Raw genomic sequence first — 26,346 nt, forward strand, 5'->3', positions numbered from 1 at the left:
AGCTCTCTAAATTGGCCTGAATCTCTTTTGATTCCTTTTCTTGCATGAGAGCTTACAGCATTTTTCGTTTTTCCTTCTCGAAGGCACCACTGGACTAAAAGCTAAGCAGTTTTTGAAGTATTTCATCTTGCGGTTGACTTTTTCTTGATGCAGCAGCAGAACTTAGTGCAGCGGGGGCTGCTTGAGGCTGAATACGAGCATTCATGCTATCCCTCCGATATGTATTTTTCTGGAACATCTACATTAACGGACAGTTAGCGTCGAAAGGTTAGCCTTATCTTTAGCCAAGCTTCATCACAGCGGGATCCCAGGCTTTCCCTTGCGAACATTCAAAGCTCCTTTATCTTTCTTTGAAATACGCAAATATTGGTCAAGTTCCCGGCACAACTGAAGGATTGCAGAACGATTCTCGAACTCCTCTCGAGTTGAAGGCAGCTCCATTTGCGCAAACTTGACTTCCAATTCCAGAAGCAGCTTCTCTGTGACTCCGCAATAGGACTCCTCCATGACGTCCTCGCTAAGCTGGTCAAAAAGGGCTGCTGCAAGTTCCCCTTGAGGCATTCTTCGGTATACTTGCGAAATCAGCTCCATCATGCTCTCAATCCGCTCCAAGTGCTCCTTCCGCATGAAGAAATAGACCATCCACGACTCATCGGAAGAGATCACCTGATTCTCCAGCGCACGCTTCGCAATGGACAACCCCTTCTCAATCTCCCGGGAGGCCTGGGTCAGCTCCTTGCCATCCCATTCATCATCAGGATTTCGCAGGGTATCAGCAATATGCGCAAAAATCTTAGAAAAGAGCCCATCCACCTCCCGGCGGATCCAGCTGAGCTTCACTTCTTCTCTTGGCATATAAATGAGATTCACCAGCATCGCCGATCCGAGGCCGATCAAGAGCAGCAGAACCTGAGTAACAAACACCTCTAAACTGAGTGTTTCCTCGCCAAATACCCGAAAGACAACGACCGAACTAGTCACAATCCCTTCCTTAAAATGCGCTTTGGAGATAAGCGGAAAGGCAATAAGTATATAGACGAACAACACCCAAATATGAAATCCAAGAACATAAAATAAACCAAAAGATAAGGCCAGTCCTAAAATCGAAGCAAAAAAACGGGAGGAGACAGACTTGATGCTCCGTTTGCGCGTCACATCCACGCCCAGGATGGCTAGCAACCCAGCAGACAACGCCCCATGAACTCCGGCTGTATCTGCTATTAATATGGCCAGAAGCGTAGCAATCGCTGTTTTTATAACCCTAAATCCCATACGATCCCTTCCATTTCATTCTTTCAAAATCTGTTGTAGTCTATCGTACTCGATTTGGAAGTTGAGCTCAATCACCAATCTATAGATGCAAAAAAGGAAGCGTTACCGCTTCCTAAGAATCAGCCGCTCTATATAAACAACCATTTGGTACATGGCCGTCGCGACGATGGCAATGATGACAAGGCTGGCAAAAACCAGCGTGAAGTTAAAGACTTGAAAGCCGTAAATAATCAGGTAGCCCAGTCCAATCTTCGCCACAAGAAACTCCCCGACAATCACACCCACCCAAGCTAAACCAACATTGACTTTCAGTGTCGATACGATAGCCGGAAAGGAAGCCGGGAGCATGACCTTGCTGAAAATATCGCGCTTGCTGCCCCCAAATGTGCGCACCACCTTCGTATAATTCTGATCTACCTCTTGGAAGCTTGTATATACGACGAGCGTGGTCGTAATCACCGTGATAGACAGGGTTGTCATGACAATAGCGGTAAATCCGCCTCCAAATAACACAATAAAAATTGGCCCCAGAGCCACTTTAGGCATACTGTTGAAGACTACCAGATAAGGGTCCAATACCTTGGCCAAAAAAGGCGACCACCAAATAAGTACGGCAAGCCCTGTTCCAGCCACCGTACCCAGCAGGAACCCTGCAGCCGTCTCGAACACAGTCATTCCCAAATGGGGCCAAAGCTCGCCGCTTGTAATGTCTCTCATGATTTGAGCAAACACTTTGGACGGATAGCTGAAGATCAGCACATCGATCCATTTGAACCGACCTGCAAGCTCCCAGGCCAGAATACCGACGAGGAGGATTAACAGCTGTGTACCCAGCACCATGCGGCCTCTGGTTTTCCGCCGTTTCCGGTGCATTCCCAATTCTTGCTGCACCCATTCTTCAGCTGCTTGGGAAGATTGCGGTAGACTTTCCATATCAGCCATCACTCCTCTCTGAAGCTTCGAGCTCTCTCCAGATTTGCTGAAAGATCTCATTGAACCCTTCCTGCTCCCTGGCATAAAAAGGAACGGCTTCCCGGATTGCGGCAGGGATCGTGAATGTGCTGCGAATTCGGCCGGGCTTAGCACCCAGCACAATGACGCGGTCACTTACGGCAATTGCCTCACTGAGGTCATGAGTCACCAGCACGGCGGTCTTTCGCTGTGTTCTAAAGGTTTCTACAACCAGATCCTCAAGCTGCAGCTTGGTCTGATAATCGAGGGCAGAGAACGGCTCATCCAGCAGCAGCAGCTCCGGCTCAGCGGCCAGCGTTCTAACGAGAGCCACTCTCTGCCGCATCCCCCCGGACAGCTGATGCGGATACTGCTGCTCTGTCCCACCAAGCCCCATGCCTTCGAGCATAGAGCGCACTTTGTCTTTCGCCTCCCGGCCACTTTGACCCGTAAGCTCAAGTCCGAGCATGGCGTTCTCTAGGATCGTCCGCCATGGAAAAAGGTAGTCCTGCTGCAGCATATAACCGGCTGCGCTGGCTGGACCCATGACGGGTTTGCCTTCGAGCAGCACTTCCCCTCTCGACGGCTGAATAAGGCCGGCCATAATCGAGAGCAGAGTTGTTTTTCCGCACCCGCTTGGACCTACCAGGCTGATGAATTCCCCCGGCATCACAGATAGATTCATTCCCTCTATAGCCAGGACCGCTTCGCGATCCGTCACATAAACATGATCCACATTTTTAAGTTCCAGGACAGGCAATGACACTTGAGGCACCCCCTTCCTTGATGTGGTTACTGCTTTACAGCCTCATCTGAAAATTTAGAGTTGACCAGAACCTCTGGACCTACCTTCTCTTTGAGCTCCCCGGCATGGTCCATAATCTCCAGCAGGTGATTCCAGGAATCGGCAGAAATGGCAGGACTGTCCGCATAAGTTCCTTGTTCTTTATAGCGTTTGACAGAGCTTGCCAAGATAGCGGGATCTGTGTCCTTGAAGAAGGGGGCGATTACCTCTGCGGTCTCCTCAGGCGAATGCTCTTGTACCCATTTCTGTGCCTTATACAACGCATTCGTAAATTTCTGAATTTTCTCTTCATTCCCCTTCAAATAGCTTTCCTTCGCCATATAAGCCGTATAAGGGAGCTTTCCTCCTTCCGCGCCGAAGGAAGCTACCACATGTCCCTTCCCTTCCTTCTCGATGATGGATGCTTGGGGCTCGAACAGCTGTACATATTCACCTGTGCCCGAAGCAAAGGCTGCGGTAATATTGGCAAAATCAATATTTTGAATCAGTTCAAGATCTTTATGCGGATCAATGCCATGCTGGCTGAGCGTGTATTCCCCAGACATCTGCGGCATGCCGCCTTTCCGCTGGCCAAGGAAAACCTTTCCTTTCAGCTCAGACCAATCAAAGGAAGTTCCCTTATTCCGCGCAACCAAGAAGGTCCCATCCGTCTGTGTCAGCCCCGCAAAATTAATCACCTTATCTTCTGCCCCTTGCTGATATACGTAAATAGATGTCTCTGCGCCAACCAGCGCCACTTGAATATTGCCCGAGAGAAGCGCCGTCATGGTCTTGTCGCCTCCGAACGTGGTCTGAAGCTCAACCTCGAGTCCTTCTTCCTTAAAGAACCCCTTCTCGATCGCAACATATTGCGGTGCATAAAATACGGAGCGGGTAACCTCTCCCACTTGCAGCTTATGATCCTTGCTGCCGCAAGCACTCAGCAAAGAAGCCACCAGCATGAACACAAGCAGTGTGCAGAGCCTAGTTTTTCTCATCCCTTTCCCTCCTTATCTGTATGTCTGCAGCCGGCTCTTTTCCGGTTAAAAAACTAGTTTATGAATTAATGTATGCGAGAGTGGAGAGATTGGTTATGACATGCAAAAGGCCGAAGCGGGGTTGAATGCCCCGCTTCGGCCTTTTATGGCTTATGCTAATATTTTTATTTTTCGTTCAAACCGTAAATTTCACTGTATTTCTGCTCCAGGTAATCCGCGAGATAATCCGGATTTAGATCTTCTCCCGTAATATCACGAACGAGCTCAGCCGGCTTGCGGCTCTTGCCGTAGCGATAAATTTTTGCCGTTAGCCACTCGCGAATCGGAGCGAACTCTCCTTTGGACACAAGCTCGTCAAAGTTCGGGATCTCCTTACGGATGGTATTCGCAAACTGGGCGGCATACATATTGCCAAGCGAATAAGATGGGAAATATCCGAAGCTTCCGCCAGACCAGTGAACGTCCTGCAATACACCCAGACCATGATTTGGCGGGGTGATCCCCAGATATTGCTGATACTTCTCATTCCATACTTTTGGCAGATCCTTTACAGAAAGCCCATTGTTGAAAAGCTCCTTCTCAATCTCATAACGGATAATAATGTGCAGATTGTAAGTCAGCTCATCCGACTCTATGCGAATCAGGGAATTCTCCACCTTATTTACTGCGCGGTGGAACTGATCTAGCGAGACGTCAGCAAGCTGCTGCGGGAAGTGCTGCTGCAATTCGCCGTAGTAGCGCTCCCAGAAGAAGCGGCTGCGGCCGATCATATTTTCCCAGAATCGGGACTGGGACTCATGAATCCCCATTGAAGTACCTTGAGCAAGCGGCGTGCCGATCAAAGCTTCGTCCATATTTTGCTCATAGAGGGCATGTCCGCCTTCATGCAAAGAGCTGAATACCGCGCTAGCTACATCATCCTGCAGGTAATGCGTCGTAATCCGGATGTCTTTCGGATTGATGCCCGTCATAAACGGATGAACGCTCTCATCGATCCGTCCTGCCTCAAAGTCATAGCCCATCTCCTCCAGAAGATATCTGCTGAACTTATCCTGCTGATCTTCAGGGAAAATCTGGTTCATAAATGCCGTATCCGGTTTGTTTGGTGAAGCCAGAATAGCTTCCACAAGTGGCACCAGACGCGCTTTAAGTCTGCCGAATACTTCGTCCAGCTTGGCGGACGTGAGGTCCGGCTCATACATATGTAATAGCGTATCGTAGCGAGTATCCTTAGGTCCCCATAAGTCGATAAATTCCTGGGTCTTCTGTACAATTTGAGTCAGGTAAGGCTCAAATCCTTCGAAGTCGCCGCTCTCCTTGGCATCCTCCCATAAGGTTTCCGCATGTGCAGTTAGTACGGAGTATTCTTGGAATTTGTCCGCAGGAATTTTGATGCTGCGCTCGTATTCCTCGTGGACAGCAAGAACCGACCGGCGGTCAATGTCTTCCAACTGATCCAGCACTTCTGGCTGTGCTAGAGCCGATAGCAGCTCCCCCATCTCTTTGGATGTTTGCAGTTTAAAAGCCTCCGTAGACAGCATACCAATAGTTTGGGCACGAAGCTCAGCACCTTTGCGCGGCGCGCCTGTTCGCAGATCCCAAGCCATAAGCGATACGGCTTCGTAGTAGCTTCCAATCTTGGTGTTGAGCGCACGAAATTCTGTCAACTTATCCTGGATATGTTTTTCCATATTACCGGCTCACCTCACAGGTATATTTTACTTCCCCTCTTGATGATACTTTTTACAAACCCTATAATCAACATTTAGAACCTGCTTTTAAGTGGATGATAAGGAGATGACCAGTCTAAAATGCAGATAACTTTAGATCAGGCAGCCAAAGAAATGATATCCCGGCAGCTTGGAGATCAGGAAGGACAACTGCGCTTGGTTTATGATACGGAAGGCTGCGGATGCTACGGCATTACCGTACTTCACATTGTAAACAAGCCACAGCCTCATGACGAGAAGCTTCTGAACGATGATTTCCCTTTCTGGGTTGATCCGCAGCATGCAGTCTTCTATGAAGATCAGCTCACCCTCAAAGGGGAGCCGGTTACTCGATCCTTCAAACTTTCAGGCCAATCGCAAAGCTACAATCTCAACATGCGACTTGAAGATCAGCGCTGATTGCTGATCTATGCCAACCATGCATAAATATACACTCATATACAATTAGGAGGCTGAAGTACCTTGAGCAGAATTTCCGAAATATTAGATTACAACCGCAAGTTCGTAGAAGACAAAGAATATGAAGCTTACATTACAGACAAATTTCCATTCAAAAAGCTTGCCATCGTAACTTGCATGGACACCAGACTCGTTGAGCTGCTTCCTAAAGCTATGAACCTTCGCAATGGCGATGCCAAGCTGATAAAAATTGCCGGGGCGATCATCAATCACCCCTTCGGGAGTGCAATGCGAAGCGTGCTCGTGGCCATTTACGAACTGGGTGCCGAGGAAGTCATTGTCGTAGGCCATCTTGGCTGCGGCATGACCGGTCTGAATGCGAACCAGGTCATTTCGTCCATGAAGAAACGCGGAATCTCTGACGACGTTTTCAACACGCTTGAGAATTCGGGCATCAAGCTGGAGAACTGGCTGCATGGGTTTGACAACGAGAAGGACGGGGTAATCCATACTGTGGATATTATCAAGAAACATCCACTGCTTCCCCCAGGTCTGCCGGTTCACGGCATGCTCATCGACCCAACCACCGGCAAACTTGAGCTTGTCGTAAATGGGCAAGAACACATTTAGGCATCTCTCTAATCTAAACGAGCGTGGAACCTTAGCGGCTCCACGCTCATTTTTTATTCAGCAATTCTGTATGATCATTCATTATCAATTCATGATTATTGTCCGCGTCGTTGCTGCTCCTTAAGCAGGTCACGAATTTCGGTCAACAGCAGTTCCTCCTTCGTCAGCGAGGGAGCTTCCGCCGGCTTTTCCTCTTCCTTCCTTCTCAGCTTGCCCAGCAACTTGATAAACAGGAAGATGGAGAAGGCAATCAACAGAAAATCGATCACACTTTGAATAAAGTTGCCATAGGTAATGGAACTATCTCCTACGGTTAATTGCAACTTTTTAAAGTCAAGCCCACCAATGATGATTCCCATGATTGGTGTAATCAGATCATTTACGATCGAGGTTACAATTTTTCCGAACGCAGCTCCGATCACAACCCCAATGGCTAAATCCAGCGCATTCCCCTTAAAGGCAAAGGCTTTAAACTCTTTCCACATCCTAACCCTACTCTCTCTATAAAATTTCATGTAAAGTGTATTATAGCTGATCATTTGCCTTCAATTCCACAAAATCATCTAAGGAATCTAAACAATTATCAACGAACTGCCGAAATACTAGAGTTGAATCTAGATATGCCATAGGAGGAAACTATGCAGCGTTCGCTACGTTTAAGACATGTTCATGGACTACCTAATACAGAAGCATTCAAATCTGTTGTTCTCAGAGTTCAAAGCGATGGGATTCTTTTTAGCACGGACCAAAAACTCCCCTACAAGCGAATTCAGGGATGCGATCTCTATCAAAGCGTGATTAAAGCTCCCGGCTCCCCAACAGGAGAGGCCGTTTCTTACGGAATTATTTTATTTCTCCTTGGTGCCTTTCTAGGAGGAACTGTGGCGGACCTCCCTGCAATAGGCGTGCTGTCAGGCTTGATAGGAATCATTGTGGGGGCCATTAAGGGCACACAGGTATCAGAGAAGAACTACACTATTTTATCCGTACAATACAATTCCATTCACGGCTCACCTTCTGTTATTCAGTTGGCACTAGCTCAGAAGAATGCCAGAAAAACATTAATCGACATTGCCCGTCATATTAATCATAGCGTGGGATGTACTTTACCTTTTACCGACCCTCATTCCAGAAAGCCTTATGAAATCTAGTTAAAGAAAAGAAGAGTCGTTTATACGATTCTTTTTTATAAAATAAAATTGTTAATATATTGATATATTTACTATATATGTTATACAATAACTCCAGGATCGCTTTCTGGATCATTTGTCCATCCCTTCTGACGATCCATACGAATTTCTAGGGAGGTGAATTGGTAAGCGGTGATCGAATAGGCATATTCGCCAGCCTGCCCGATGTACGACTCACTTACAGAAATGCATCTGTGAACTTTCAAGTTGTAATAGCAGGAAAGCTACGCCTTCACTTTGCTTTACACAACTTATAAGGAGATGATCGTATGAAGCGGCTTCAAAAGTCCAAATTTTTGATTGCGCTTACATCCTTGCTTATTGTAGGTGCTGTGCCATTAAGTTCGCCAAGTCTGTCCGCAGCTGAGGACCAGGTTCAAATTGAAATAGCGGCCTCTGCATTAAACGTGATTTATGTCTCCCCTAACGGAAAAGATAGCAACGCCGGAACCCTCAATAGTCCGACAACCTTAGCCTCAGCTATAACCAAGGTTCAGCCAGGAGGAACCATATATCTGCGGGGAGGTACTTACAGCTTCGCCTCTCCTATTACCATTGAGAGAGATAACGCAGGAAAGTCTGGTTCATACAAGACCATCACTGCAACCCAAGGTGAGAAGCCCGTGTTAGACTTCTCTGCAGAGGCCTTTGATTCCGCCGCCCGCGGTCTGCAAATCTTTGGACACTACTGGCAGGTTGAAGGCCTAGAAGTGCGCGGGGCAGGCGATAACGGAATTTTTATCGGAGGCAATTACAATATTGTCAAGAATGTCGAAACCCATCACAACCGGGACTCAGGTCTGCAAATCAGCCGCTCTTCCTCCTCTCTCTCCAATATCAAAGACTGGCCAAGCTATAACCAGATTATCAACGTGTATTCCCATGACAATTTTGATCCGGACAACGGCGAGGACGCTGACGGCTTTGCCGCCAAACTGACCATTGGACCGGGTAATGTATTCGACGGCTGTATTGCTGCCTGGAATACAGACGACGGCTGGGACCTGTATTCCAAATCAGAGACGGGCCCCATTGGGATCGTCACGATTAAGAACAGTATCGCTTATAAAAATGGACAAACCTCGGATGGCAATTCAACCGCAGAAAGTGACGGAAACGGATTCAAGCTCGGTGGCGACAAAATTGCCGTCAATCACATTGTTCAGAATAGCATTGCCTTCCAAAACAAAAAACATGGCTTCACCTATAACTCTAATCCGGGCTCTATTCAGCTGACCAACAACACCTCTTGGAACAATGGCGAGAGCAATTTCGCATTCGACAAAGGTTCCCATATCTTTACTAACAATCTTTCCTTCGCTGGCGGATCCAGTGACAAGACTAGCGGAACTGACGTGCAGAACACCAACGTATGGTGGAAGAATAAAGCCAGCTCGAACGGCAAAGGCCTCGTTGTTAGCAGCAATGACTTTAAGAGCCTGACGCCTTCCGTAACAAGAAACGCTGATGGCTCTTTTACACTTGGCAACTTCCTTAAATTAGCCACCGGCAGTGACCTGATCGGGGCCGGAACGCCTAGCGGCACAAACATCGGTGCTACCCTGCCTTGACTGCTTACTGGACACAGCAATTAAGTACTGGAATTTTTAGATTTATCCAAAATGTACCACAAAATGGGCCGCAGTAAATGCAATAATGTCTACAGAAACCTAATTCAATCTCAATATGGAGGTAACATATTTGCCAAAGCACGTTATTCGAAACCTGCGGCCAGAGGACTACGGAGCTGTTGCGAAGCTGCTAAACACCATCTTGTCAGAGCCTACAACGGCTGAGATGCTGAAAGATGAAGAAGACAAAATCCCCCCAGGAAAACTGCATTATAGTGAGGAAGGGATGCTGCTCGGCTGGGATCGGCCCAAGTGGGTCGTGGAGAATGAGCAAGATCAAATTATCGCCTATGCGATTGCATGGCGGGCGCCATGGGCTGAACCGGGAGAGCTTGCCTTTACGCTCGTCGTTGACCCGGACCGTTGCAGCGAAGGTGTGGGGACTGCACTCTATAACACGATTCATCATTGGGCGGAAGAAGTGAGGGCATCACGGTTAGTCACATCCATTCGGGAATCGGACAGCCGTGCTTTAACTTTTGCACAACAGCGAGAATATGTACAAGAACGCCATTTGTTTGAGTCCGTCTTGGATCTGTCTTCCTTTGACGGCGAGCCGCTGTATCAATCCATAGAAGAAGCTAAGCAGAAGGGAATTCAGTTCACTACACTTGCAGAGGAACCTGGAGAACCTAATGAAAGAAAGCTGCATGAGCTCTATGAGATTACAAGCAAGGATATTCCTGGTTACTCCGGCAGCTATCCTTGGTTCGAAGAATGGAAAAAATGGAGTATCGAGCAGAATGGGGTACGCCCGGAATGGATTCATATTGCCAAGGACGGTGATCGCTACATTGGCGTTGCTACCTTGCAGCAGAATGAGCAAACCCGCGCGATGTACCATGAATTCACAGGTGTGCATCCCGAGTATCGCGGGCGCCATATTGCACTCGCCCTGAAAATGCTTGCTATACGGACTGCGCAGGCATATGGTGTTCCCTACTTAAGAACCCATAACGATTCCCTTAACGGCCCCATGCTGAGGGTCAACCGGGACCTCCTTGGATTTACAGGTGAACCCGGGCTGTTTAAGATGGTGCGGGAGCTAAGTTAATCCGTTCAACCCAGGAAGAGAAATAGCGGTAGTGAGCAACACCTTTCCGTGTCAACGCTACCGCTTGTTTTGTTTTATATATCTTAAGATGTTACTTTGCCTTGAATTCCAGCTTTCCGGAATCCCTTGTAAGAATCGAGCGCCGCAAATCCCTCATATTCAACCGGAATTGCTCGCTGAACAGGTTAGGATTTCTAAGGAGAACAACCAGCACAACAGAAGAAACTGTATGAACAGCTAGGTTAAAGATCGCGACAGCCAAGGTCCACTGCTGCTTCATCCACTTGAAGATAGCCACAGCAAACTCAAGTATCATGACAAGGACCACGAGGGGCCAGTAAGAATGAAGCACCTCTTCATTAAATACGGGGTATGAGAATTCAAAGCCGTTTACTCCTTTTACATATACGCGAATTAGCTTGGATGCATTGAAGTAAACGGAACCCCAAACAGCGGTCCATAATAATCCGCCAAAGATCTCAGACTTGGTGAATGCCTTTTCTCGATCAAGATATTTAATTCTCTTCAGGTCATCGGGTGTCCAAAATTCGGAATAGGCGGAGACTGTCCCTATCCCTTCTCCGACAATTTGCTGGATAACAGCTGAGATCATCTGCTCTCCGTTATTGTGAAAGACTTCATTAGCAATCACCGAGATCAGGGAGATCGTTACCACGATAGGCTATATCATCTTGAGAAGATGAATATACCCATCATAATATCTGGGACCAATCAGATGCATAGGCCGATCTTTATAATTTCCTGCAAGAACAGCCGGATTCCCCAATTGGGCAAGAACGCCCTTGACTTCTTCTTCGGTATATTCCTCCGGTAACATATCCTCGATCGTCGAACGCAGCTCAAGCGCAATATCCGCCCGCATTTTCTCGGGAAGCCTGCGTGTCACTTCCTGAATATATAGCTCAATTAGATTCATGTTGATCTTCCTCCCCCTTCAATAGTTGAACCAATTCTTGAGTGGTCTTCTTCCACTCTGCCTTCAACTGCTGATAGATTTCCATACCGTACTCGCTGAGTACATAGTACTTACGCGGCCTGCTCTCTGATGTATCCCAGCTGCTGGTGACCAAATCCTGTTTCTCCAGACGGCGAAGCAGGGGATACAAGGTGCTCTGATCGATCGAAATTCCGCTCGCTTCCAGCAATTGAACGAGGGAGTAGCCATATTGAGGCTTGCGCAGCTGGCTTAACACGGCCAAAGTTAACGTTCCTCTCCTTAATTCTGTAATCAAAGTATTTAATAAATCGTTCATCCAGCCACCTCAATTGATGTATGCTGTGTGACATACAGTATTTATATACTGTGTATCGTACACTATTATGATTCTGATAACAATAAGATTATGTAAATAATTCAAAAAGATCTAAGCAGGATAGGTTTAAGTTTAGGGATAATAGTAAGATGGGAGGTGTCTCTATGAAATGAATATTAAAGCGACCTTAGTCAGTAAAAATAGCAGCAGCCAAGGACGGAAAATATAGTCCTAGACTGCTGCTATTTTATTGAACTAATATGTATCGTTAGTCCATAAGACGCTTCACTGCTTTAGAGGGGGTGTTCCCCTCAGTTTATTCTTAACTAGGAATAGTATACTTGTTCTACATTATATAATGTATGCTCGATAGTTGGACAAAGTACGGCATCTACTTTGTGAAATTTAACTCGAAAGTATAAACTTTTCAAGAAGTTCTTTATATTATTTTTTTGCTTAAAGGCATGAAGGAATTCTGGATTTTTCTCCACGTCCCCAAAACTTTGGATCCATTTCTCTACATAGGTTTGACTAAGTATTTTTTTATTTAAAACACTAATTATAGAATTCACCATTCTTTCATCTTCCCCATCGGAGTAAACTCGATCCGTTATGGTCATCTTTTCATAGACTAAATCGAGGATGATTAAGAGGTCTTTTTTGTCCAGTTCTGAGCATTGGGCCAGATCGTCCAAAGCATCTGCTGCATGAGCTATGGCATGAGCCCACCCTTTTTCTTCATCATACCCACGGTAATCTCGCTCCTTATGTATATTATAAAATACTTTCTCTTTGATCTGATGAATATGCTTACTTGATAAAAATGGCGATTCCCTATGCTTCATCAGGAGAAGCGGTATAACTAGCATAGAGAAAGATCTAGTGAAGACAGAGTCTGTATTTGTTTCACCCAGCCTGAAAAGTAAATGGTTTTTATCCAAAACAACGGATAGGAGTTGTTCCAGTTCGTTTACAGTTAGAGCATTACCCGGAATCCAATTGGATAAGGTTGTATAAATTAGCTCATCACGTAATTGGGCATCTATAGAACCGATGTTATCCATCATCTCTTGTATCAATTGGAATGTACCCGAAGGCGCTTGGTAACCATTGGTTTTTATCAATATCAGCTTTTCTTTAAGCGTCATTTTACACACTCCTACTATAAAGTTACATTTGCATTCAAAGATATAATGTACGTGCTTACCTCCTTCATTTAAAATGACATATAATTTAGAGGCTTTATAAATATTCCGGATATCTGGGGCGACAAGTCTTGTGTTCCAAGGAAAAAAATATACCTGCCCCTTTTTTATTTCAAACGTAAATCAAAAGATAATTGTTCCACGCTAGGGGAAGCATATATACTGTAAAAAGATAAGCTGAGCAGCTAAAGAAACCGCTGTCTCTCGTTCATTGAGAAGAAAGATCGCGGTTCTTCATGCTTCAGAACTAATTTTTCATAACTGCTGCAGCGCGGCTTCAATCGACGTATCGCCGGATTTTAAATCAAATGCCCTGCGATATGTCCGCGTATCATCTAATACCGCTTGTATCATCCTGGCCACATCCTCACGCGGAATCGCTCCCCGCTCCAAGTCTTCGGCACAAGCAATTCGTCCGGTTCCAGGCTCATTCAGCAGTGCACCAGGGCGAATAATGGTATAGTCCAGCGAAGTTGACACCAGTATTCGGTCGGCATAGTGCTTAGCTGCGTAATAAGGCTTGATCTGCTCTACCCAGCGATCCCTTCGGTGGGCACCCATTGCGCTCACCATAACGAATCGCTTAACACCCGCCAGCTCTGCGGCTTCCATCATTTTAACGGCTCCATCCAGATCGATAAGAAGGGTCATGTCTGCCCCTGTGCTTCCTCCTGAGCCGGCTGTAAACACAATAGAATCAAAGCCCGTAACCAGGCGAACAAGCTCCTCTACGCCGGCTAGAAGGTTGCCGTTCACGGCCTGAATCCCCTCTTGTAATAGCTTGTCGGCCTGCTCTTGACGGCGAACCATGGCCGTAACCCGGTGCTTCCCACTCTCGGCAAGCATACGCACAAGCTGACGACCGATCTGTCCACTCGCTCCTACGACAAGTACATTCATGTGATCTCCTCCTATCCATAGCTCTATCGCTATTAGTATCGCATGAACTAGATCCATTTCCAAATCCCGTAAGCACAGCTAGCCTCAAACATTTTTAAAGTGGAAATCCCCTGTTTTGATTGTTTTTGGCATAAAAATAGCCATGTCCGATACAACCGGCATGGCTATTATTCATCCTCCTTGCCCTCAGGCGTAATACTCATTCTTCAGGCTTGGAATATACAATTTTCTTAATACTGTGGCAAGACAAGCAGAACTGTGCTGCCAGCTGGTCAATGGAGATGCCGCTAGCGAATCGCAGCCTGATCTCTCTATTTCTCTGCTGCAGGTATTTTCTGCCCCCCGAAGCCTCGCCCCATTTTTTGTGCTGGTCTTCGGGTTTGGGGATATAGATCATCCCGCCGTTTACATACTTTTGAATCTCCCTAATGAGATGATCTGGGAGAATAACATCCGCATTTACATATTTCATGACCGCTTCGCTCCTTAAAATGATTGGCTCTTCTTAAGGAAGCAAAGTCTGGTCTACAGCTTTCGAGTCGTTAGACAAATGAGTTGACGGAAAATACCCGCCCTATGCAAACAACCGCCATTGTCTGTAAACCAGACTTTGCATAGAGCGGCTCGGATACTTCACCTTGTCAAGCATTCCCATCTTAAGGTCACCCTCCCTTCATAAGCTATAAAGTTATCTCCGCAAAGGCTATTACTCTTCACTTTGCAGCGTAATTAAAATCTCCGTAATATTCTGACGAAGCTCTTCATGGTTCTGTTCCACATACTGTCTATGTCCATCAATGCCGCGATGGATGATCGCGTTCATCACTTGGTGAACATCCGGATTAGTCGCCTGAATAAGGTCCTCTGTAAAAGCAGCTGCCTGCTCGGGACTGTATGCAAATTTGCGGATCAACAGGGACAGCATCAGCGCATGCGCATCATGTGGAGCCATGTGGTCCCGCTGAACAATGGCGTTAACGGCCCCGAAGCAGAAGGCTGAGATGACCTGACGCTCCAGCTCATTCGTCTCTTCAAAAGTAATCCCCAATCCCTCATAAATCACATCTGTAAAATCAATTAATTCGTCTATTGCCTGCATAACGGTCATAAGTGACCTCCTCATTAAAATCGATCAGGCTCCAAATTTGTATTCCATACGGCTTTTTTGTACAGAAGCGAGCTCTGGTCCATCAGATTGAACATACTTGTCATCATCATATAATGCTTGATTTCCGGTTTTGGCGTATCGAAATGGGAGCCGATCGCATTAGCCACAAAGAAATCGCTCCAGCTGCCATAAGTGCTCTGAGCCATTTTCGCAGCCTCAAGCTTGAAGTGCCATGCTTCTTCTGGGCTAAACCAGCCCTTCAACTGTCCGGCACGGCAAAGGGCAACTGCCCAGGACACCCCGTATCCGGAAATATTACCGGAAGGCAACTGGTGGAGACAAACCTCCACCATGGTCAGCTTCGCATAGTCCTCGTGCTGCTTATGGGCTTCAATGTATCTACTGCGCGCCGCTTCTGAGAGGCTGAACAATGCCGCGTGAAACCGCCGATATTCCTCATATAAATCAGCTTCCGGGTTAAGGAGCTCGGAAACCTTGGCTTTCAACCCTTCCGCATCCTGAATCTTCCACTTCTCCAGCAGCTGGGTGATCTGGCCTTTACGGAACCACTGATTTATTCGATTAAACTCAAACACGATAAAATAATTCCCCATTACACCTTCAAATCGGCTCGCGGAGAGGCAGCGGAAATACTGCTCCAGTGTTCTCCGCCGGGGAGCGCTGTACTTGGATAACATCGCCTTCACCCTCCTTTCGCTCAGCTGAAAATTCTCCATGTTGTCTTTGCCGTCTTCCAGGTGTTCCACAGCACGACGACTAGAAAGACCAGCCCGAACGAAGGATGGAGGTCAAAGGTCAGCTCTAAAATTAGATAAAGGAATATATACAACCAGTTGAGCCTTAGGAACAAAAACAAAGCTTCCAGCAGCTTATATCTCAGGATCTTCCGTCTTTCTTTTGGCGTTCGAGGATTCTCCTTCTGGGAGAACAAGTGCCGATTACGCAGACGTGCCATAACGGCATAATACCGGAAATGGAACAAGCTCGCCGACAGCTCACTATATTCACTGGATTCCTTCCAAGCTTCACTGGTTTGCCCTAGGGCTACGCGGCTTTCTAAGGATAGACTCAGCGCATCCCTCATCTTAGGATGATGCTCAAGCAAGAACTCCGCATCTCCTAAAGCCTCTATGTACTGCCCCTGGTCAAATAATAAACGGCCTCGCATAAGATAGGCTTCACGCATATTCGGATTGAGCACAATTACCTCATTCAGCGTATCCAGCGCAGCGTCAGCAGCACCCAGCATAACGAAGCCCTTCGCACGCATTAGTTCAAGATCAGGATCTTCCGAGAACAGCGTGTGAGCCTGTTCCAGACAATCCATAGCCTCAGACCACCATCCTTGCAGCAAATACCGCTGTCCGGTCTGGCGAAGCTCAAGATAAGCCTCAATATCCAAATGCTGCGGCCAAGCTGCAAAGCAGTCATACCCTAATTCCAATGAACCATCAATTTGCGCCTTAACGAATTCGATCCATTCATCATCATGGCCATGTCCCTGTTCGAAATTTTCACGGATCAGGAACATCTCATCCAGCACCCTCCATACCTCAACCGGCATATAACGATGATCCTGCAGGAAAAGCATAAGCTTGCTAAAGCGCTGCTCTTGAGCATTAATATCCCATAAATAATCATGCTCTGCCATCGCGCTCCAAGCCATAGGGTCGACACGCCGATCAAAATCCTCGTATAATTCCATTAGCTTCTGCCAAAAATCCTGGGACAGACTTGGAGAAGGCGGAAGATCGCTCTCAGTTTGCTGAAAGTTAGAACAACTCTGTACTGTATGCTCTTCTCGATCTGTTTCGAACTTCCGTGCTTGCTCCAGCGCTGCATCATACGCCTCTCTAAGCGCTTGATACCCGCTTGGATTCTCTTCGGGGTGCACGATCTTTAGCCTATCAGCATAAGCTCTCTTAATTCGTGATTTGTCATGGGTTGGATCAATGCCTAATAGACTCCAATTAATCATAGACTCGCAGTATCACTCCTAAGAATTCAAGATTATGGAATACTATCTATTCTATCGAAAGATGCGCACGGAATCCATAAGAGCTTCTTCCTAAATTACTCCAGTTTCTTATCTTCCTTCCCCCTCAGGATCAATATGCTGACCAGCCGGGTTTGTAGGAAATCCTTCAGGTAAACTAAATAACCCCTCACTGGTGAGGGGCTTGAGCTCATGGATTTATCAAAGCATAACGAAGATAACAGCAGCCAGTACAATTCTGTATAAGGCAAAAGGAACCAGCTTGATGCGGTTTATGAGCTTTAGAAAGAAGCGGATAGCAATTAGCCCTACGATGAACGAACTGATGAAGCCTGCTATGAAAAAGGGCATCATATCCATGGTGAAGTACTCCCAGTTCTTCAGCAGTGATAACCCGCTGGCACCAAGCATAATCGGCACGGCCATAATAAAGGTAAAGTCGGAAGCCGCCCGGTGACTCATCCCCAGTAAAACCCCGCCAGAAATGGTTGAGCCGGAGCGGGAGAATCCGGGCCACAAAGACAGGCACTGAACGACCCCTACACCAAGCGCTTGAACATATGTAACCTGGTCTACTGTCTCGGCTTGCCGCCGCTTTGGCCGCCATACGTCGGCTGCAATCATTAGAATCGCTCCGAGGATTAACCCAATCAGCACCGTCCGGGCAGAGAACAAATGCTCGTCAATATAGTCATTAAACAGCACGCCGAGCACACCTGCCGGAATAAGGCCGACAAGGACCTGGGTCAACTTCAGGCGTTCCCCTGACCGGCTTCCTCCGGCCTCAGGCCGCCTTCTCCGCAGGCCAAGCAGGTCAAGAAAACGGCTCCAGAACACCACGATCACGGCTAAAATTGAGCCCAGCTGAATGACTACTTTAAAAGTATTGGCCACAGGCGAAGTCAAAAATTCTCCAGTCTTCAGCCACATATCATCCACAATAATCATATGCCCGGTCGATGATACTGGCGCGAACTCTGTCAGTCCCTCGACGATCCCGAGGAGCACTGCTTTCATCATTTCGATCCAATCCAAAACGCTACACAACTCCTTTAGTTTACTTCTCGCACAGTTTGATTATAGACAGAGTTGCTGGCAGCCTGCCATCGTAAAACATGACAATGAGCTTACACATTTGTAAGCTTGAACAGGATACAGACGGTGATCTCCTTCAAGTTCTGATGATTCATCTAGCAAAAAAGCCGCATATTGTCTTCCTCGGCAAATTTCAATTATACCGGTGTTGCCTTCGGTAAGGTGACAATAATGCTTGTTCCACGGTCCAGCTCGCTTTCCACTTGAATGTCGCCATGGTGAAGCAAAACGATCTGTTTAACTATGGCCAGCCCCATGCCGCTGCCCCCATTCTTACGGCTAAGAGAACGATCAGCCTTAAAAAACCTTTCAAATATACGCTGCTGATCCTCTGGGGATATCCCGATGCCAGTGTCGGTAATTCGGAAGATGTCAGGTTAGGGTTTGGAAACTCGCGTAACGCACGTAAATGAGGTCGGTGAAAGCCGCTTACAGATATCGCGTATATAGTGAGCCAAAACCAAAAGGATAATTGCAGCCGTCTTGAAGCAGCGTCTCAGGATAACCCTCTTCATCTACTTGCAATAAAAAAGTAAATGACTCCTCCTTCAGCTTCGCAAAGTAATAGTCTTCATTCTGAATTAGTCTCGGGTTCCCGCCTACCTTGATCAAAAAAGACTGATCCATGGATTGGTCGTCATGGCTTAATTCCCCGTCTGAAATGGTGTGCTTTACAAGACCTGGGTTAGTAAACACAGCTTTAGCGCTTTCCGTTGAAATGGGATGTTCAATCACTTTAATTGAGCAATTCGGATAAATATTGTTTTCCAAATACTCATCATAGTCTTCAGGGATAAAGATCGAGATCATGCTCTCCGGTTTGAAGGGATGGACGAGACTCAAGTAAAAAACATATTTTGGGTTGCCTACGTGGATGAGGTCTGGTTGATCGTCAAAGAATTCCGGTGCATTCCCGCCAATCCAGCCTGCGCCTTGTTCTAACGGTAGGCCAGAATCGGCATAATAAAGAATACTGTCTGTTCTCTTAACTAGAATATTGGTCTGATTGTCCATAAGATTCCTACAGCTCCCCCTCAAGAAACTTAATGAGATACACTTCAGGCTGCACGAGGAACTCTGTAAAACTGCATAAATCTTCATAAGTCTGGTGCTCCACGTCATAACAGCCGATGATCCCTTTTTTCTTCGGATTCCAAACCAGCTGCAGATCAGAGTAATTGTCGATATCAGCGGAGAGACGCAGCAGCTTTTGTTTGCCGATTTTCATCTGAATCGTATCGGTCAATGTGAAAAAATCGATATATCTGATTTCATATTCATTTTGCGCAAGCTCAAGACGCAGCTTGTCCCCTGTAAGAAAGCTGACCAGCTCATCGGTTAAATTAAATTTTTTCAGCTCATATTTTTTGTTTTCCACATTGTGAAAATCAGCAGGCTCCAGCGCTTTCAGATAATCTGCCATGGCTTTATCCTTATTGCTGACCGCAATCGTATACGGCCGCTCGCCGTCTTTTTCCGCTAAAGTCACGTCCGCACCGTGTTCAATCAGAAATTTGACCATCGCCATATTCCCCATCCGAGCAGCCACCGTTAACGGAGTCGCTTGATAAGGGTAGACCCTATCCGGCTTATTATAATTAATGTCCGCCCCCTGATCCAGTAAATACGTGAGTGTCCTCAGATCATGGTCCGACGCGGCTTGCCGCAATACGGGACCCCCATGCAGTTTGATATCTAATCCCAGCTCATGGATAAGCGGAATGTTCTTTTTGTTGCCATAGTAGGCCTGTGAATATGCATCTGACCCCGTTGCAGTGAGCTTGTCCAACTCGGCCCCTTGCTCTACAATGTACCTGACCATATCCTCCTTACAATAACGAACCGCTTGCAAAAAAGCCGGATTGTGATGGTCATTCAGATTGACACCGTGCTCTACCAGCAGCTTTACAACCTCCATTCTCTGCGATACGAGTGCCAAATCGAGCGGGCTTAACGTGATTCGTTTGCTAAGTACGATGCCCTCTTCAATATCCCAGCCTGCTTCAAGTGCAGCGTGCAAAGCCGGAAGGTTACCATTGTAAATATGCATTGCGATTTCCGGCAGCTCCTCGAACCTCCCTATATCTTTCAGAACGATCATCTATACCACTCCCGTTTCCAAATCTTATGTATTGTTTCGCACCCTCTTATTTCCCATTATAGTGTTCAGTTGACTGCCGGAACCTGGAACACCCCCAAGCTCCGGCCTTTCATTCTGCAGTAACCTAATATTGCTATAAGCCATACTAGTCCATAAACATGGTAGTGATCAGTCGAACTTCGATTAGCCGCTGATTGCTCGCATTAAATTTGAAGTTTGCAATTACCTGTTCACTGTAATAGGTTAAAAAGCAATACTCCTCCGTAGCATGTACTTCTCCACTGCCCATCGATGTCTCAATTTGCTCAATAGTGACCTCAACTTCAGCAGGAACGGTAATAGCGTAGATTACCTCATCGCACAGCTCAATTTGAAATCCACCGTAATCGTAATGATCGTCATCCAACTGTTTCAGAGCTTGAAGCCCTGGAGTTGTTGCCTGGACAAATTCAGAATAGCTCTGCCCTATTGGAATCCCTCGAAATAATGAATTAGCCATTGTGGACTTCATCTCATCAATCCATGGACCAAACCTCTCCGGTTCAGGCCCCGGAAGGCGAATCGACTCGTATGCCATTGCCCGTTCTATGATTTGCTCAGGCTCAAGGTCCTCCCAATAGATCAGGTCTGACACTTCAGGCATAGGTACATTGGCTTCAAGGAGCTGCATATAGAATTTTGTATCCCCGTGAGAAAGCTCCTCATCCTGCAGCCGGCGCGCAATTTCAACCAGCTCTTCTCTAGTAATATCAGGGATGCGTGTGGGCTCTCCTTGGCAGGCCTCCTCAATCAGGTCCTCAAGAGAGATGGCACTCCAATAATGTGAGAAAATATAGGCATCATAGGTTCGGCCTGTGAGCTCATTGAAAGCCTGGATCTCTTCCTCGGCCCCTTGGCCCTCCTCCAGCAGGGTCTCTATGTGCTCAATCTCCCTTTTCAGTCTAGCTTTAAACGCTGGATCCCGCTTAATCGGCTCCAAGCAAGCTCGTAATTCGATGGGGTTCACTTCCTTCTTCAAAATATTAGCTATGCTGCATAGCTTTTGTTCCTCACTGAAACGGGTTTGGAACTTTCTCCGGTGAGAGCTGAGGTCCATACACGGTCTGAACCATAATCTGATTAGGTTCTAACAGTGAGGAAGTAATCATGTCCAGCTCGCCCACTTCATGCTCCATACTTTCCAGCAAATGATCGAACACCCGCACAGTCGGTTCATAATCATGAAGCAGATATAACTTGCCGGATCGTCCAATCGCCGTTACCGCCGGATAATAATATCCGCTTAATCCTAGACAATAACAATCCTCCTGAGCTGCTGTGGTAATGATGTGCATCTCAGCCTGGCAATTCAGCTCTTCTACGGCGTTAGGCACAAAGTGAAATTCATACTCGTGCCATTCGCTTTCCCTTGCAGGCCCATCCAAATGATTCAGCATATATTTGAAATGGGCCACTCGGTCAATCCCAGAATACTCTTCAAGAAAAGCTGCGGCAGCCGGGAACAACTCAATCCCTTGCTCTGAGCAGCGCTCTTTATATTTTGAAATATCAATACGTCTTCCTTGATACCATCCGGATTTTTTCAGCAGCAGTATTACCTGCTCCCGAAGTTCGGATTCGAGTTGTTCCGGCGTTTGCCCATCTTGCGTCATACGACTATATTCTCCTTCGTCAAGTTCATAGGTTGCCGATATCCTTCATTCGCTTGGCCAGATATGAATTTCTGTATAATTTTTTTTCAACAAGGCAGATCTCAATGTGTTTTTGCCGGATAATTCATGAAAAAGACGCCAGTAATGCTCCTCCAGCAGCTCATATTGATCAAACTCATAAGTTTGCTCAGATGTCGTTCCTTGGCACCATAAGTATCCCTTGATTGGCCCCTCCCTGGAATCACGCCAGTCCCCTATTAAAGGTCGCTTCCAATTCTCTCCTAAAGCTGAGGATAACACACTTTTGCCATCAAACGGACTTGTCTGGGCATATTCATCATTTGTGCTAAACAAGCGCCCACAAGCTACGCACTGATAGAAAGGCTGGGTTAATTCATAAGCCAGATTGCGAATCCTCATCACTGCCTCTTCAATATCTACAGGTTCCTGCCCTGATTGCTCAATTGCCTCATCAACGGCATCTAGAAAGTCAAATAAATCCTGATCGGCTATCATATGACCCTTATAGGGAAGATAGTCGGTGTTATCACGGATAACATGACCGCATTTGCATGTAAATTTCATCCCTATCAATCCGCCCTTTGTTTATTTTTCCATTATATCATAACCGGGATTACCGGCTAATTCGGCATACTCCCTTTCTTACTTCATTCTATTCCAGCCCAGTCCACCTGTTTACTGGATTTGATGATGTAATCTTCACCGCTAAATATGTATGAACCCATACGCTCCAAAGACTTACGCCTGTAAGGCAAGTATCTGGCACCGGCCAGAAATTAGTATAATAGCCTAGGATAACAACTGTAAAAGCAAAGAATTTGATGGGATCGTCCCACCCCCAAAAGAGCATTTCGGCAAATGGGCTGACGATGATCGGAATTAATGGGGGATAACCACAAATCCCCGTCAACCTTATGATTCAAGGTAACGGGGATTCATGCCTTCAAACCACTATTCAATTCAATCCGATCCTCCAAGCTGCAACAACTACGCATGTTTTAGACATGCTGTGGGTTGTCCTCAAATTTCATGATTATGAGTTCCCACGTACTAAGACGGTTCTAGAACAACGCTGTCACGGGCGCTCTTCTACAAGGTGAACCCTCTGTGAAGTACGCTTCGCTAACGTTACTCTGGTGGAACCACGCTCCTTCAAGTGCCTGTAATGGACTTTCTTCTTGAGCCGCTCGTTCCTCATACGTCTGATCGCCTTTAGTCCCCACATACCTTCAGTCTGCTTAGACAATAGTGTCACGGCTATTCTCCAAATTTTGCAGCTGATTTCCAGTATGCTTCGCTAACCTAGATCATCGGAACTCTCTCCTTTCCCTCATCTCGTATACATGATAGGAATGAATCAAGCTCACCAGCGGAATTCTGAAGAATTTCCAGATATCCTTTGGTGATGTCTATATGATAACGCATTCTTTGGAAATTTGAAAATGCCCGTAACTAGGGTTAACCAGACTATAGCTTTATATTTCAACAATATAAGCGCTCGTCTGCATCATTCTTTTTTTCTCTCAAAATTATTCTTAATTTGTATAAATCCCTTAAAAATCCCTCGCTCGCTAACTTTCAGCAAGCACTGCCACAAGAAAAGAAAATTAAGGCTGATAAGGCATTTTATAAAATTTAGAACAGGAACAGCGGGATCCTTCTGTTAAAGAAAGGGACCCCGCTGCAGCTCCAACGACAATCATCGCCGTCATTGTAATGGTCTTAAAGGAGATTCAATCACGCTGCGTCTCCCCTCAATATGCCACTGCTCATAAATATCACCAATCTTCGCAAATGCTTGATGAAGCATAATAGTGACTTCCTTAACTCTATCAGCCGTGAATCTTAAAGGCCTCTCATTTCTGTATTCCTCTAGAAGCTTAAGATAAGCAATTCGGAAAAGGACATCCTCCATGATCCAAAATATCACCACATCCACCTGGTCCGTAAATTTATTCAGCGCAAGCATTCCCCGTTCATATTGAACAAGCTGGTATCCGTTCTCCAGAACCTCAATATATGGAGCAAGGTCGTCATGGAACCCGTTCTCTGGATAAAAAGCCCCGCTAACAAGCTTCTTATACTGGTCTTCATATAACGAAGTCTGCCGGAGCAAATCAATAATTCTCCCGATGATCTCCTGCTCCTCATAGACCTTTTCCATAGGGTAGCCCTCCTTCTTGTTAGGATTCCCAATCTTCAACTCGTGTCCAGGACTCCCCAAAATGTTCCCGCTCGTAAGCAGCCCCAATTCCACCCTTAAGCGGTTCTACTAAGCTCGGGTCCCCGTCAATCAGTTCAGCAACGCTGAGGATGACTATGTTTCCAGGATTATCGGTATACTCCTCGTCCTCTTCACCAGAAATTAGCCTCCATCCGCAATCCTCGGCATGATCCCCTTCCTCCCGGTACATCCAGCGGACAATACCGCCAGGTGGATCTTTCTCTGTAATCTCAACCCACATTCTCTCTCGCGCGAACTATCTAGTTCAGGCTGTGCTAAGACAAAATGGAGTCTTACCAAACTGCCCACTTCCTGTCCCTGTCGCTCCTGAAGAGGAGGAATAAAGAACGTTTCCGGATGAAGCCCTGCTGAACCCTCCTTCCTTGGATGTCAATGCCTTAATTTCTTTACATCCTATTCGACAGGGTACAGCAAAAATCCCCCAATTCTCTGTAGAATTGCCGACTATCTTCCCTGGTACAATTTATAATCCGAATGATCGCCTAATGCTTCTTGAAGCGTAGACGATGACGCCCCTTTCAGCTTCTCGTCAAAAAAAGCAAGAACGAATTTCTTGATCACACGGTGATTCTCCTGGGGAGCAATCCCTTGGAGCCTGGACAGCAGCGGGGAATAGAGAGGAAAATCCGAGAAACTCGTATGATCACTGCGCTTCACCGTCAGCACATAATTACCACCATCGGCCGCATGCTTCTGACGTTCCATCAGCTCGCTGATGGTAGCCTCATAATCGGCACGTGTCTTATTTAGCCTTTGCAGCTCTTTATCCGAGACAGCATCACTTGTAAACGTGCTGTCAGCACTGATCAGCATGAATGGATGATTCAATCCGTTTATCGCTCTATGCTTACCGAAGAAACCGCCGTCCATATTGATTCCTGCCTTAACCCGTTCATCCGTAAGCATAGTCTGCACTGTTGTTGCTCCTCCCAAGGAATAGCCAAGCATCCCGATACGGTCAAGATCCAGGCGGCCGGTAAATCGGCCATCCTTGTCATGGGTATTCAGCTGTTCAATCTGGTCCAGCACAAACTTCGTATCCTTGATCCACACCTGGTCAACAAGTCGGTCAAATTCGGAATTGCCTAGCGTATGTCCAGCATCCGGAAAATATTTAAATACCCTTCCATCGGGGAACACGGTGACATTGGAGCTGCCTACATAGTCGATAGCAATTACTATATAACCATGGCTGACTAACGACTCTGTCAAAAAAGTGCTTTGACTCCTCCAACCCATATTGCCATGGGAATAGACAATCACCGGATACTTGGCTTCATGGTTAGCCAGGGCTACACCCGGAATGGAATGGGTCTTTACAAGTTTAAGGGAGCTATAGAACATCTCGGGCAGCCCCTGATTCTTGCTGATTGCCTTCGTGAAAATAGCAGGGTGCTCCACATAGGGGGCGGTTTCTCCCGTCGCATTCGCATCTGCCGGATACCAGATTTGAACCATCAGTTCACGCTGAGTACCGGGCCCAGTATGAACTTGCTCTCTGGATGAATCGGTCCATAGATAGGATACCGTCCCTATTTTGTAAGGTCCATCTAAGGGACTGAATGAGAATACTGGAAACGTAGTAGGAACGACAATCCCTACACCAGCTAACAAGACCGCTCCAACGATCCGTAATATGAATCCAGCTTTACTTCTTCGCTGCCGGGGCTCATTCGATTCTTTATCACTGCGTCTCCATCCTTTTCGGCGAATCCACACCGCGAGCGGCAGGATGCCGATCACATAAACGAATGTCATTTCCCAGCGAAGACTTTCCATAAGGCATTGAAGCAAGGTGGCCGCTACAGAGATTGCGAAGCCTGCAAGCAGCATTCGCTTAGCTTTCTTAGGATAAAAAAGCAGCCATGCCAAAATAGCAAAATTAATAACTGCTAAAGCGATTTCCAAGGGTCTCATAAGTTGCTACTCTCCCACTCTCTATAAATATGAATTGAGTACAAGTTAATTTTTTTAAAGTGCTGCAGCATCTATTTAATACACTCGTACTAAATCGGATTTATTTTAGCACATATGTATTAAAAAATACAACAAAAAAAACCCTTCAACCATGAAGGGTTCTCAAAAGCTA

Annotated in this window: 30 protein-coding genes and 1 pseudogene; 5 read left to right on the forward strand and 26 right to left on the reverse strand. The window is 46.4% G+C overall.

Annotated elements, in window-relative coordinates; genetic code table 11:
- Window positions 1-294: 294 nt before the first annotated feature.
- The 5 genes from DCC85_RS12140 to DCC85_RS12160 form a co-directional block, all read right to left on the reverse strand.
- Window positions 295-1,272: an aromatic acid exporter family protein gene (locus DCC85_RS12140; protein ID WP_108465829.1), complete on the reverse strand. Its 978-nt coding sequence runs from the start codon at window positions 1,270-1,272 to the stop codon at window positions 295-297.
- A gap of 102 nt (window positions 1,273-1,374) precedes the next feature.
- On the reverse strand, window positions 1,375-2,145 hold the full coding sequence (locus DCC85_RS12145; RefSeq protein WP_442789542.1) for an ABC transporter permease: 771 nt from the start codon (window positions 2,143-2,145) through the stop codon (window positions 1,375-1,377).
- A 61-nt stretch (window positions 2,146-2,206) separates the two neighbouring features.
- Window positions 2,207-2,983 (reverse strand): ABC transporter ATP-binding protein, encoded by a 777-nt coding sequence (locus DCC85_RS12150; RefSeq protein WP_234414473.1) that lies wholly within the window; start codon window positions 2,981-2,983, stop codon window positions 2,207-2,209.
- A 32-nt stretch (window positions 2,984-3,015) separates the two neighbouring features.
- Window positions 3,016-4,005: an ABC transporter substrate-binding protein gene (locus DCC85_RS12155; RefSeq protein ID WP_108465831.1), complete on the reverse strand. Its 990-nt coding sequence runs from the start codon at window positions 4,003-4,005 to the stop codon at window positions 3,016-3,018.
- A 164-nt stretch (window positions 4,006-4,169) separates the two neighbouring features.
- Window positions 4,170-5,696, reverse strand: coding sequence for a carboxypeptidase M32 (locus DCC85_RS12160; RefSeq protein ID WP_108465832.1), 1,527 nt, complete (start codon window positions 5,694-5,696; stop codon window positions 4,170-4,172).
- A 120-nt stretch (window positions 5,697-5,816) separates the two neighbouring features.
- On the opposite strand from DCC85_RS12160, the gene DCC85_RS12165 reads away from it, so the two are divergent.
- A complete protein-coding gene (locus DCC85_RS12165; protein ID WP_108465833.1) occupies window positions 5,817-6,134 on the forward strand; it encodes an iron-sulfur cluster biosynthesis family protein in 318 nt (105 codons plus the stop codon).
- A gap of 63 nt (window positions 6,135-6,197) precedes the next feature.
- Complete coding sequence (locus DCC85_RS12170; protein WP_108465834.1) at window positions 6,198-6,764, forward strand: beta-class carbonic anhydrase; 567 nt, start codon at window positions 6,198-6,200, stop codon at window positions 6,762-6,764.
- Window positions 6,765-6,859: 95 nt separating this feature from the next.
- Here DCC85_RS12170 and mscL read toward each other — a convergent pair whose 3' ends face one another.
- Window positions 6,860-7,249: a large conductance mechanosensitive channel protein MscL gene (gene mscL, locus DCC85_RS12175; RefSeq protein WP_108465835.1), complete on the reverse strand. Its 390-nt coding sequence runs from the start codon at window positions 7,247-7,249 to the stop codon at window positions 6,860-6,862.
- 153 nt (window positions 7,250-7,402) lie between these two features.
- Between mscL and DCC85_RS12180 the strand changes: the two genes are divergently transcribed.
- On the forward strand, window positions 7,403-7,915 hold the full coding sequence (locus tag DCC85_RS12180) for a hypothetical protein (RefSeq protein WP_108465836.1): 513 nt from the start codon (window positions 7,403-7,405) through the stop codon (window positions 7,913-7,915).
- A gap of 80 nt (window positions 7,916-7,995) precedes the next feature.
- On the opposite strand, the gene DCC85_RS22985 is transcribed toward DCC85_RS12180, so the two are convergent.
- Window positions 7,996-8,160, reverse strand: a complete 165-nt coding sequence (locus tag DCC85_RS22985) for a hypothetical protein (RefSeq protein ID WP_159081866.1) — start codon at window positions 8,158-8,160, stop codon at window positions 7,996-7,998.
- A 63-nt stretch (window positions 8,161-8,223) separates the two neighbouring features.
- Between DCC85_RS22985 and DCC85_RS12185 the strand changes: the two genes are divergently transcribed.
- Both DCC85_RS12185 and DCC85_RS12190 read left to right on the forward strand, forming a co-directional pair.
- Complete coding sequence (locus tag DCC85_RS12185; protein ID WP_108465837.1) at window positions 8,224-9,525, forward strand: right-handed parallel beta-helix repeat-containing protein; 1,302 nt, start codon at window positions 8,224-8,226, stop codon at window positions 9,523-9,525.
- Between the two features lie 130 nt (window positions 9,526-9,655).
- Window positions 9,656-10,639, forward strand: coding sequence for a GNAT family N-acetyltransferase (locus DCC85_RS12190; RefSeq protein ID WP_159081867.1), 984 nt, complete (start codon window positions 9,656-9,658; stop codon window positions 10,637-10,639).
- A 91-nt stretch (window positions 10,640-10,730) separates the two neighbouring features.
- Here DCC85_RS12190 and DCC85_RS12195 read toward each other — a convergent pair whose 3' ends face one another.
- From DCC85_RS12195 to DCC85_RS12280, 19 genes and pseudogenes are all read right to left on the reverse strand, one after another.
- Complete coding sequence (locus tag DCC85_RS12195; RefSeq protein ID WP_234414152.1) at window positions 10,731-11,315, reverse strand: hypothetical protein; 585 nt, start codon at window positions 11,313-11,315, stop codon at window positions 10,731-10,733.
- A 6-nt stretch (window positions 11,316-11,321) separates the two neighbouring features.
- A complete protein-coding gene (locus tag DCC85_RS23420) occupies window positions 11,322-11,576 on the reverse strand; it encodes an HAAS signaling domain-containing protein (protein ID WP_234414153.1) in 255 nt (84 codons plus the stop codon).
- Window positions 11,563-11,913 (reverse strand): PadR family transcriptional regulator, encoded by a 351-nt coding sequence (locus tag DCC85_RS12200; protein WP_108465839.1) that lies wholly within the window; start codon window positions 11,911-11,913, stop codon window positions 11,563-11,565. The genes DCC85_RS23420 and DCC85_RS12200 overlap by 14 nt, the downstream gene beginning before the upstream one ends.
- A gap of 326 nt (window positions 11,914-12,239) precedes the next feature.
- Window positions 12,240-13,061 carry a DUF2785 domain-containing protein gene (locus DCC85_RS12205; RefSeq protein ID WP_108465840.1) on the reverse strand — a complete coding sequence of 274 codons (822 nt, stop codon included), beginning with the start codon at window positions 13,059-13,061 and terminating at the stop codon, window positions 12,240-12,242.
- A 312-nt stretch (window positions 13,062-13,373) separates the two neighbouring features.
- A complete protein-coding gene (locus DCC85_RS12210) occupies window positions 13,374-14,018 on the reverse strand; it encodes an SDR family oxidoreductase (protein ID WP_108465841.1) in 645 nt (214 codons plus the stop codon).
- A 199-nt stretch (window positions 14,019-14,217) separates the two neighbouring features.
- Window positions 14,218-14,490 (reverse strand): CD3324 family protein, encoded by a 273-nt coding sequence (locus DCC85_RS12215; protein ID WP_108465842.1) that lies wholly within the window; start codon window positions 14,488-14,490, stop codon window positions 14,218-14,220.
- Window positions 14,491-14,724: 234 nt separating this feature from the next.
- Window positions 14,725-15,126, reverse strand: a complete 402-nt coding sequence (gene imm48 / locus DCC85_RS12220) for an Imm48 family immunity protein (protein ID WP_234414154.1) — start codon at window positions 15,124-15,126, stop codon at window positions 14,725-14,727.
- Window positions 15,127-15,140: 14 nt separating this feature from the next.
- Window positions 15,141-15,824: a DUF1266 domain-containing protein gene (locus tag DCC85_RS12225; protein ID WP_159081868.1), complete on the reverse strand. Its 684-nt coding sequence runs from the start codon at window positions 15,822-15,824 to the stop codon at window positions 15,141-15,143.
- A gap of 20 nt (window positions 15,825-15,844) precedes the next feature.
- Window positions 15,845-17,125, reverse strand: coding sequence for a J domain-containing protein (locus tag DCC85_RS12230; RefSeq protein ID WP_108465844.1), 1,281 nt, complete (start codon window positions 17,123-17,125; stop codon window positions 15,845-15,847).
- A 219-nt stretch (window positions 17,126-17,344) separates the two neighbouring features.
- Window positions 17,345-18,163 carry an undecaprenyl-diphosphate phosphatase gene (locus DCC85_RS12235; protein ID WP_199910020.1) on the reverse strand — a complete coding sequence of 273 codons (819 nt, stop codon included), beginning with the start codon at window positions 18,161-18,163 and terminating at the stop codon, window positions 17,345-17,347.
- A gap of 212 nt (window positions 18,164-18,375) precedes the next feature.
- Window positions 18,376-18,600, reverse strand: a pseudogene (locus DCC85_RS12240) (sensor histidine kinase); the annotation flags it as partial.
- 67 nt (window positions 18,601-18,667) lie between these two features.
- Entirely contained in the window at window positions 18,668-19,252 is a 585-nt protein-coding gene (locus tag DCC85_RS12245; protein ID WP_108465846.1) for a hypothetical protein, read from the reverse strand.
- Window positions 19,253-19,259: 7 nt separating this feature from the next.
- Window positions 19,260-20,339 (reverse strand): ankyrin repeat domain-containing protein, encoded by a 1,080-nt coding sequence (locus DCC85_RS12250; protein ID WP_108465847.1) that lies wholly within the window; start codon window positions 20,337-20,339, stop codon window positions 19,260-19,262.
- Window positions 20,340-20,484: 145 nt separating this feature from the next.
- Window positions 20,485-21,357: a hypothetical protein gene (locus tag DCC85_RS12255; protein ID WP_159081869.1), complete on the reverse strand. Its 873-nt coding sequence runs from the start codon at window positions 21,355-21,357 to the stop codon at window positions 20,485-20,487.
- Window positions 21,358-21,388: 31 nt separating this feature from the next.
- Window positions 21,389-21,991, reverse strand: coding sequence for an SUKH-3 domain-containing protein (locus DCC85_RS12260; protein ID WP_108465849.1), 603 nt, complete (start codon window positions 21,989-21,991; stop codon window positions 21,389-21,391).
- Between the two features lie 45 nt (window positions 21,992-22,036).
- Window positions 22,037-22,507: a hypothetical protein gene (locus DCC85_RS12265; RefSeq protein ID WP_234414155.1), complete on the reverse strand. Its 471-nt coding sequence runs from the start codon at window positions 22,505-22,507 to the stop codon at window positions 22,037-22,039.
- 1,213 nt (window positions 22,508-23,720) lie between these two features.
- A complete protein-coding gene (locus DCC85_RS12270) occupies window positions 23,721-24,176 on the reverse strand; it encodes an Imm63 family immunity protein (protein WP_108465851.1) in 456 nt (151 codons plus the stop codon).
- 19 nt (window positions 24,177-24,195) lie between these two features.
- A complete protein-coding gene (locus DCC85_RS12275) occupies window positions 24,196-24,477 on the reverse strand; it encodes an immunity protein Imm33 domain-containing protein (RefSeq protein ID WP_199909916.1) in 282 nt (93 codons plus the stop codon).
- Between the two features lie 224 nt (window positions 24,478-24,701).
- Complete coding sequence (locus DCC85_RS12280) at window positions 24,702-26,174, reverse strand: alpha/beta hydrolase (RefSeq protein ID WP_108465852.1); 1,473 nt, start codon at window positions 26,172-26,174, stop codon at window positions 24,702-24,704.
- Window positions 26,175-26,346: the final 172 nt, after the last annotated feature.

It is taken from the genome of Paenibacillus sp. CAA11 (genome assembly GCF_003060825.1).
Classification (GTDB): Bacteria; Bacillota; Bacilli; order Paenibacillales; family Paenibacillaceae; genus Fontibacillus.

What these genes read in the sequence shown, in the direction of transcription:
- DCC85_RS12140 (WP_108465829.1), bottom strand. Translation starts at nt 1,272, where the DNA reads ATGGGATTTAGGGTTATAAAAACAGCGATTGCTACGCTTCTGGCCATA.
- DCC85_RS12145 (WP_442789542.1), bottom strand. Translation starts at nt 2,145, where the DNA reads ATGCACCGGAAACGGCGGAAAACCAGAGGCCGCATGGTGCTGGGTACA.
- DCC85_RS12155 (WP_108465831.1), bottom strand. Translation starts at nt 4,005, where the DNA reads ATGAGAAAAACTAGGCTCTGCACACTGCTTGTGTTCATGCTGGTGGCT.
- DCC85_RS12160 (WP_108465832.1), bottom strand. Translation starts at nt 5,696, where the DNA reads ATGGAAAAACATATCCAGGATAAGTTGACAGAATTTCGTGCGCTCAAC.
- DCC85_RS12165 (WP_108465833.1), top strand. Translation starts at nt 5,817, where the DNA reads ATGCAGATAACTTTAGATCAGGCAGCCAAAGAAATGATATCCCGGCAG.
- mscL (WP_108465835.1), bottom strand. Translation starts at nt 7,249, where the DNA reads ATGTGGAAAGAGTTTAAAGCCTTTGCCTTTAAGGGGAATGCGCTGGAT.
- DCC85_RS12180 (WP_108465836.1), top strand. Translation starts at nt 7,403, where the DNA reads ATGCAGCGTTCGCTACGTTTAAGACATGTTCATGGACTACCTAATACA.
- DCC85_RS12185 (WP_108465837.1), top strand. Translation starts at nt 8,224, where the DNA reads ATGAAGCGGCTTCAAAAGTCCAAATTTTTGATTGCGCTTACATCCTTG.
- DCC85_RS23420 (WP_234414153.1), bottom strand. Translation starts at nt 11,576, where the DNA reads ATGAATCTAATTGAGCTATATATTCAGGAAGTGACACGCAGGCTTCCC.
- DCC85_RS12200 (WP_108465839.1), bottom strand. Translation starts at nt 11,913, where the DNA reads ATGAACGATTTATTAAATACTTTGATTACAGAATTAAGGAGAGGAACG.
- DCC85_RS12205 (WP_108465840.1), bottom strand. Translation starts at nt 13,061, where the DNA reads ATGACGCTTAAAGAAAAGCTGATATTGATAAAAACCAATGGTTACCAA.
- DCC85_RS12210 (WP_108465841.1), bottom strand. Translation starts at nt 14,018, where the DNA reads ATGAATGTACTTGTCGTAGGAGCGAGTGGACAGATCGGTCGTCAGCTT.
- DCC85_RS12215 (WP_108465842.1), bottom strand. Translation starts at nt 14,490, where the DNA reads ATGAAATATGTAAATGCGGATGTTATTCTCCCAGATCATCTCATTAGG.
- imm48 (WP_234414154.1), bottom strand. Translation starts at nt 15,126, where the DNA reads ATGACCGTTATGCAGGCAATAGACGAATTAATTGATTTTACAGATGTG.
- DCC85_RS12225 (WP_159081868.1), bottom strand. Translation starts at nt 15,824, where the DNA reads ATGTTATCCAAGTACAGCGCTCCCCGGCGGAGAACACTGGAGCAGTAT.
- DCC85_RS12230 (WP_108465844.1), bottom strand. Translation starts at nt 17,125, where the DNA reads ATGATTAATTGGAGTCTATTAGGCATTGATCCAACCCATGACAAATCA.
- DCC85_RS12235 (WP_199910020.1), bottom strand. Translation starts at nt 18,163, where the DNA reads ATGATGAAAGCAGTGCTCCTCGGGATCGTCGAGGGACTGACAGAGTTC.
- DCC85_RS12245 (WP_108465846.1), bottom strand. Translation starts at nt 19,252, where the DNA reads ATGGACAATCAGACCAATATTCTAGTTAAGAGAACAGACAGTATTCTT.
- DCC85_RS12250 (WP_108465847.1), bottom strand. Translation starts at nt 20,339, where the DNA reads ATGATCGTTCTGAAAGATATAGGGAGGTTCGAGGAGCTGCCGGAAATC.
- DCC85_RS12260 (WP_108465849.1), bottom strand. Translation starts at nt 21,991, where the DNA reads ATGACGCAAGATGGGCAAACGCCGGAACAACTCGAATCCGAACTTCGG.
- DCC85_RS12265 (WP_234414155.1), bottom strand. Translation starts at nt 22,507, where the DNA reads ATGATAGCCGATCAGGATTTATTTGACTTTCTAGATGCCGTTGATGAG.
- DCC85_RS12270 (WP_108465851.1), bottom strand. Translation starts at nt 24,176, where the DNA reads ATGGAAAAGGTCTATGAGGAGCAGGAGATCATCGGGAGAATTATTGAT.
- DCC85_RS12275 (WP_199909916.1), bottom strand. Translation starts at nt 24,477, where the DNA reads ATGTGGGTTGAGATTACAGAGAAAGATCCACCTGGCGGTATTGTCCGC.
- DCC85_RS12280 (WP_108465852.1), bottom strand. Translation starts at nt 26,174, where the DNA reads ATGAGACCCTTGGAAATCGCTTTAGCAGTTATTAATTTTGCTATTTTG.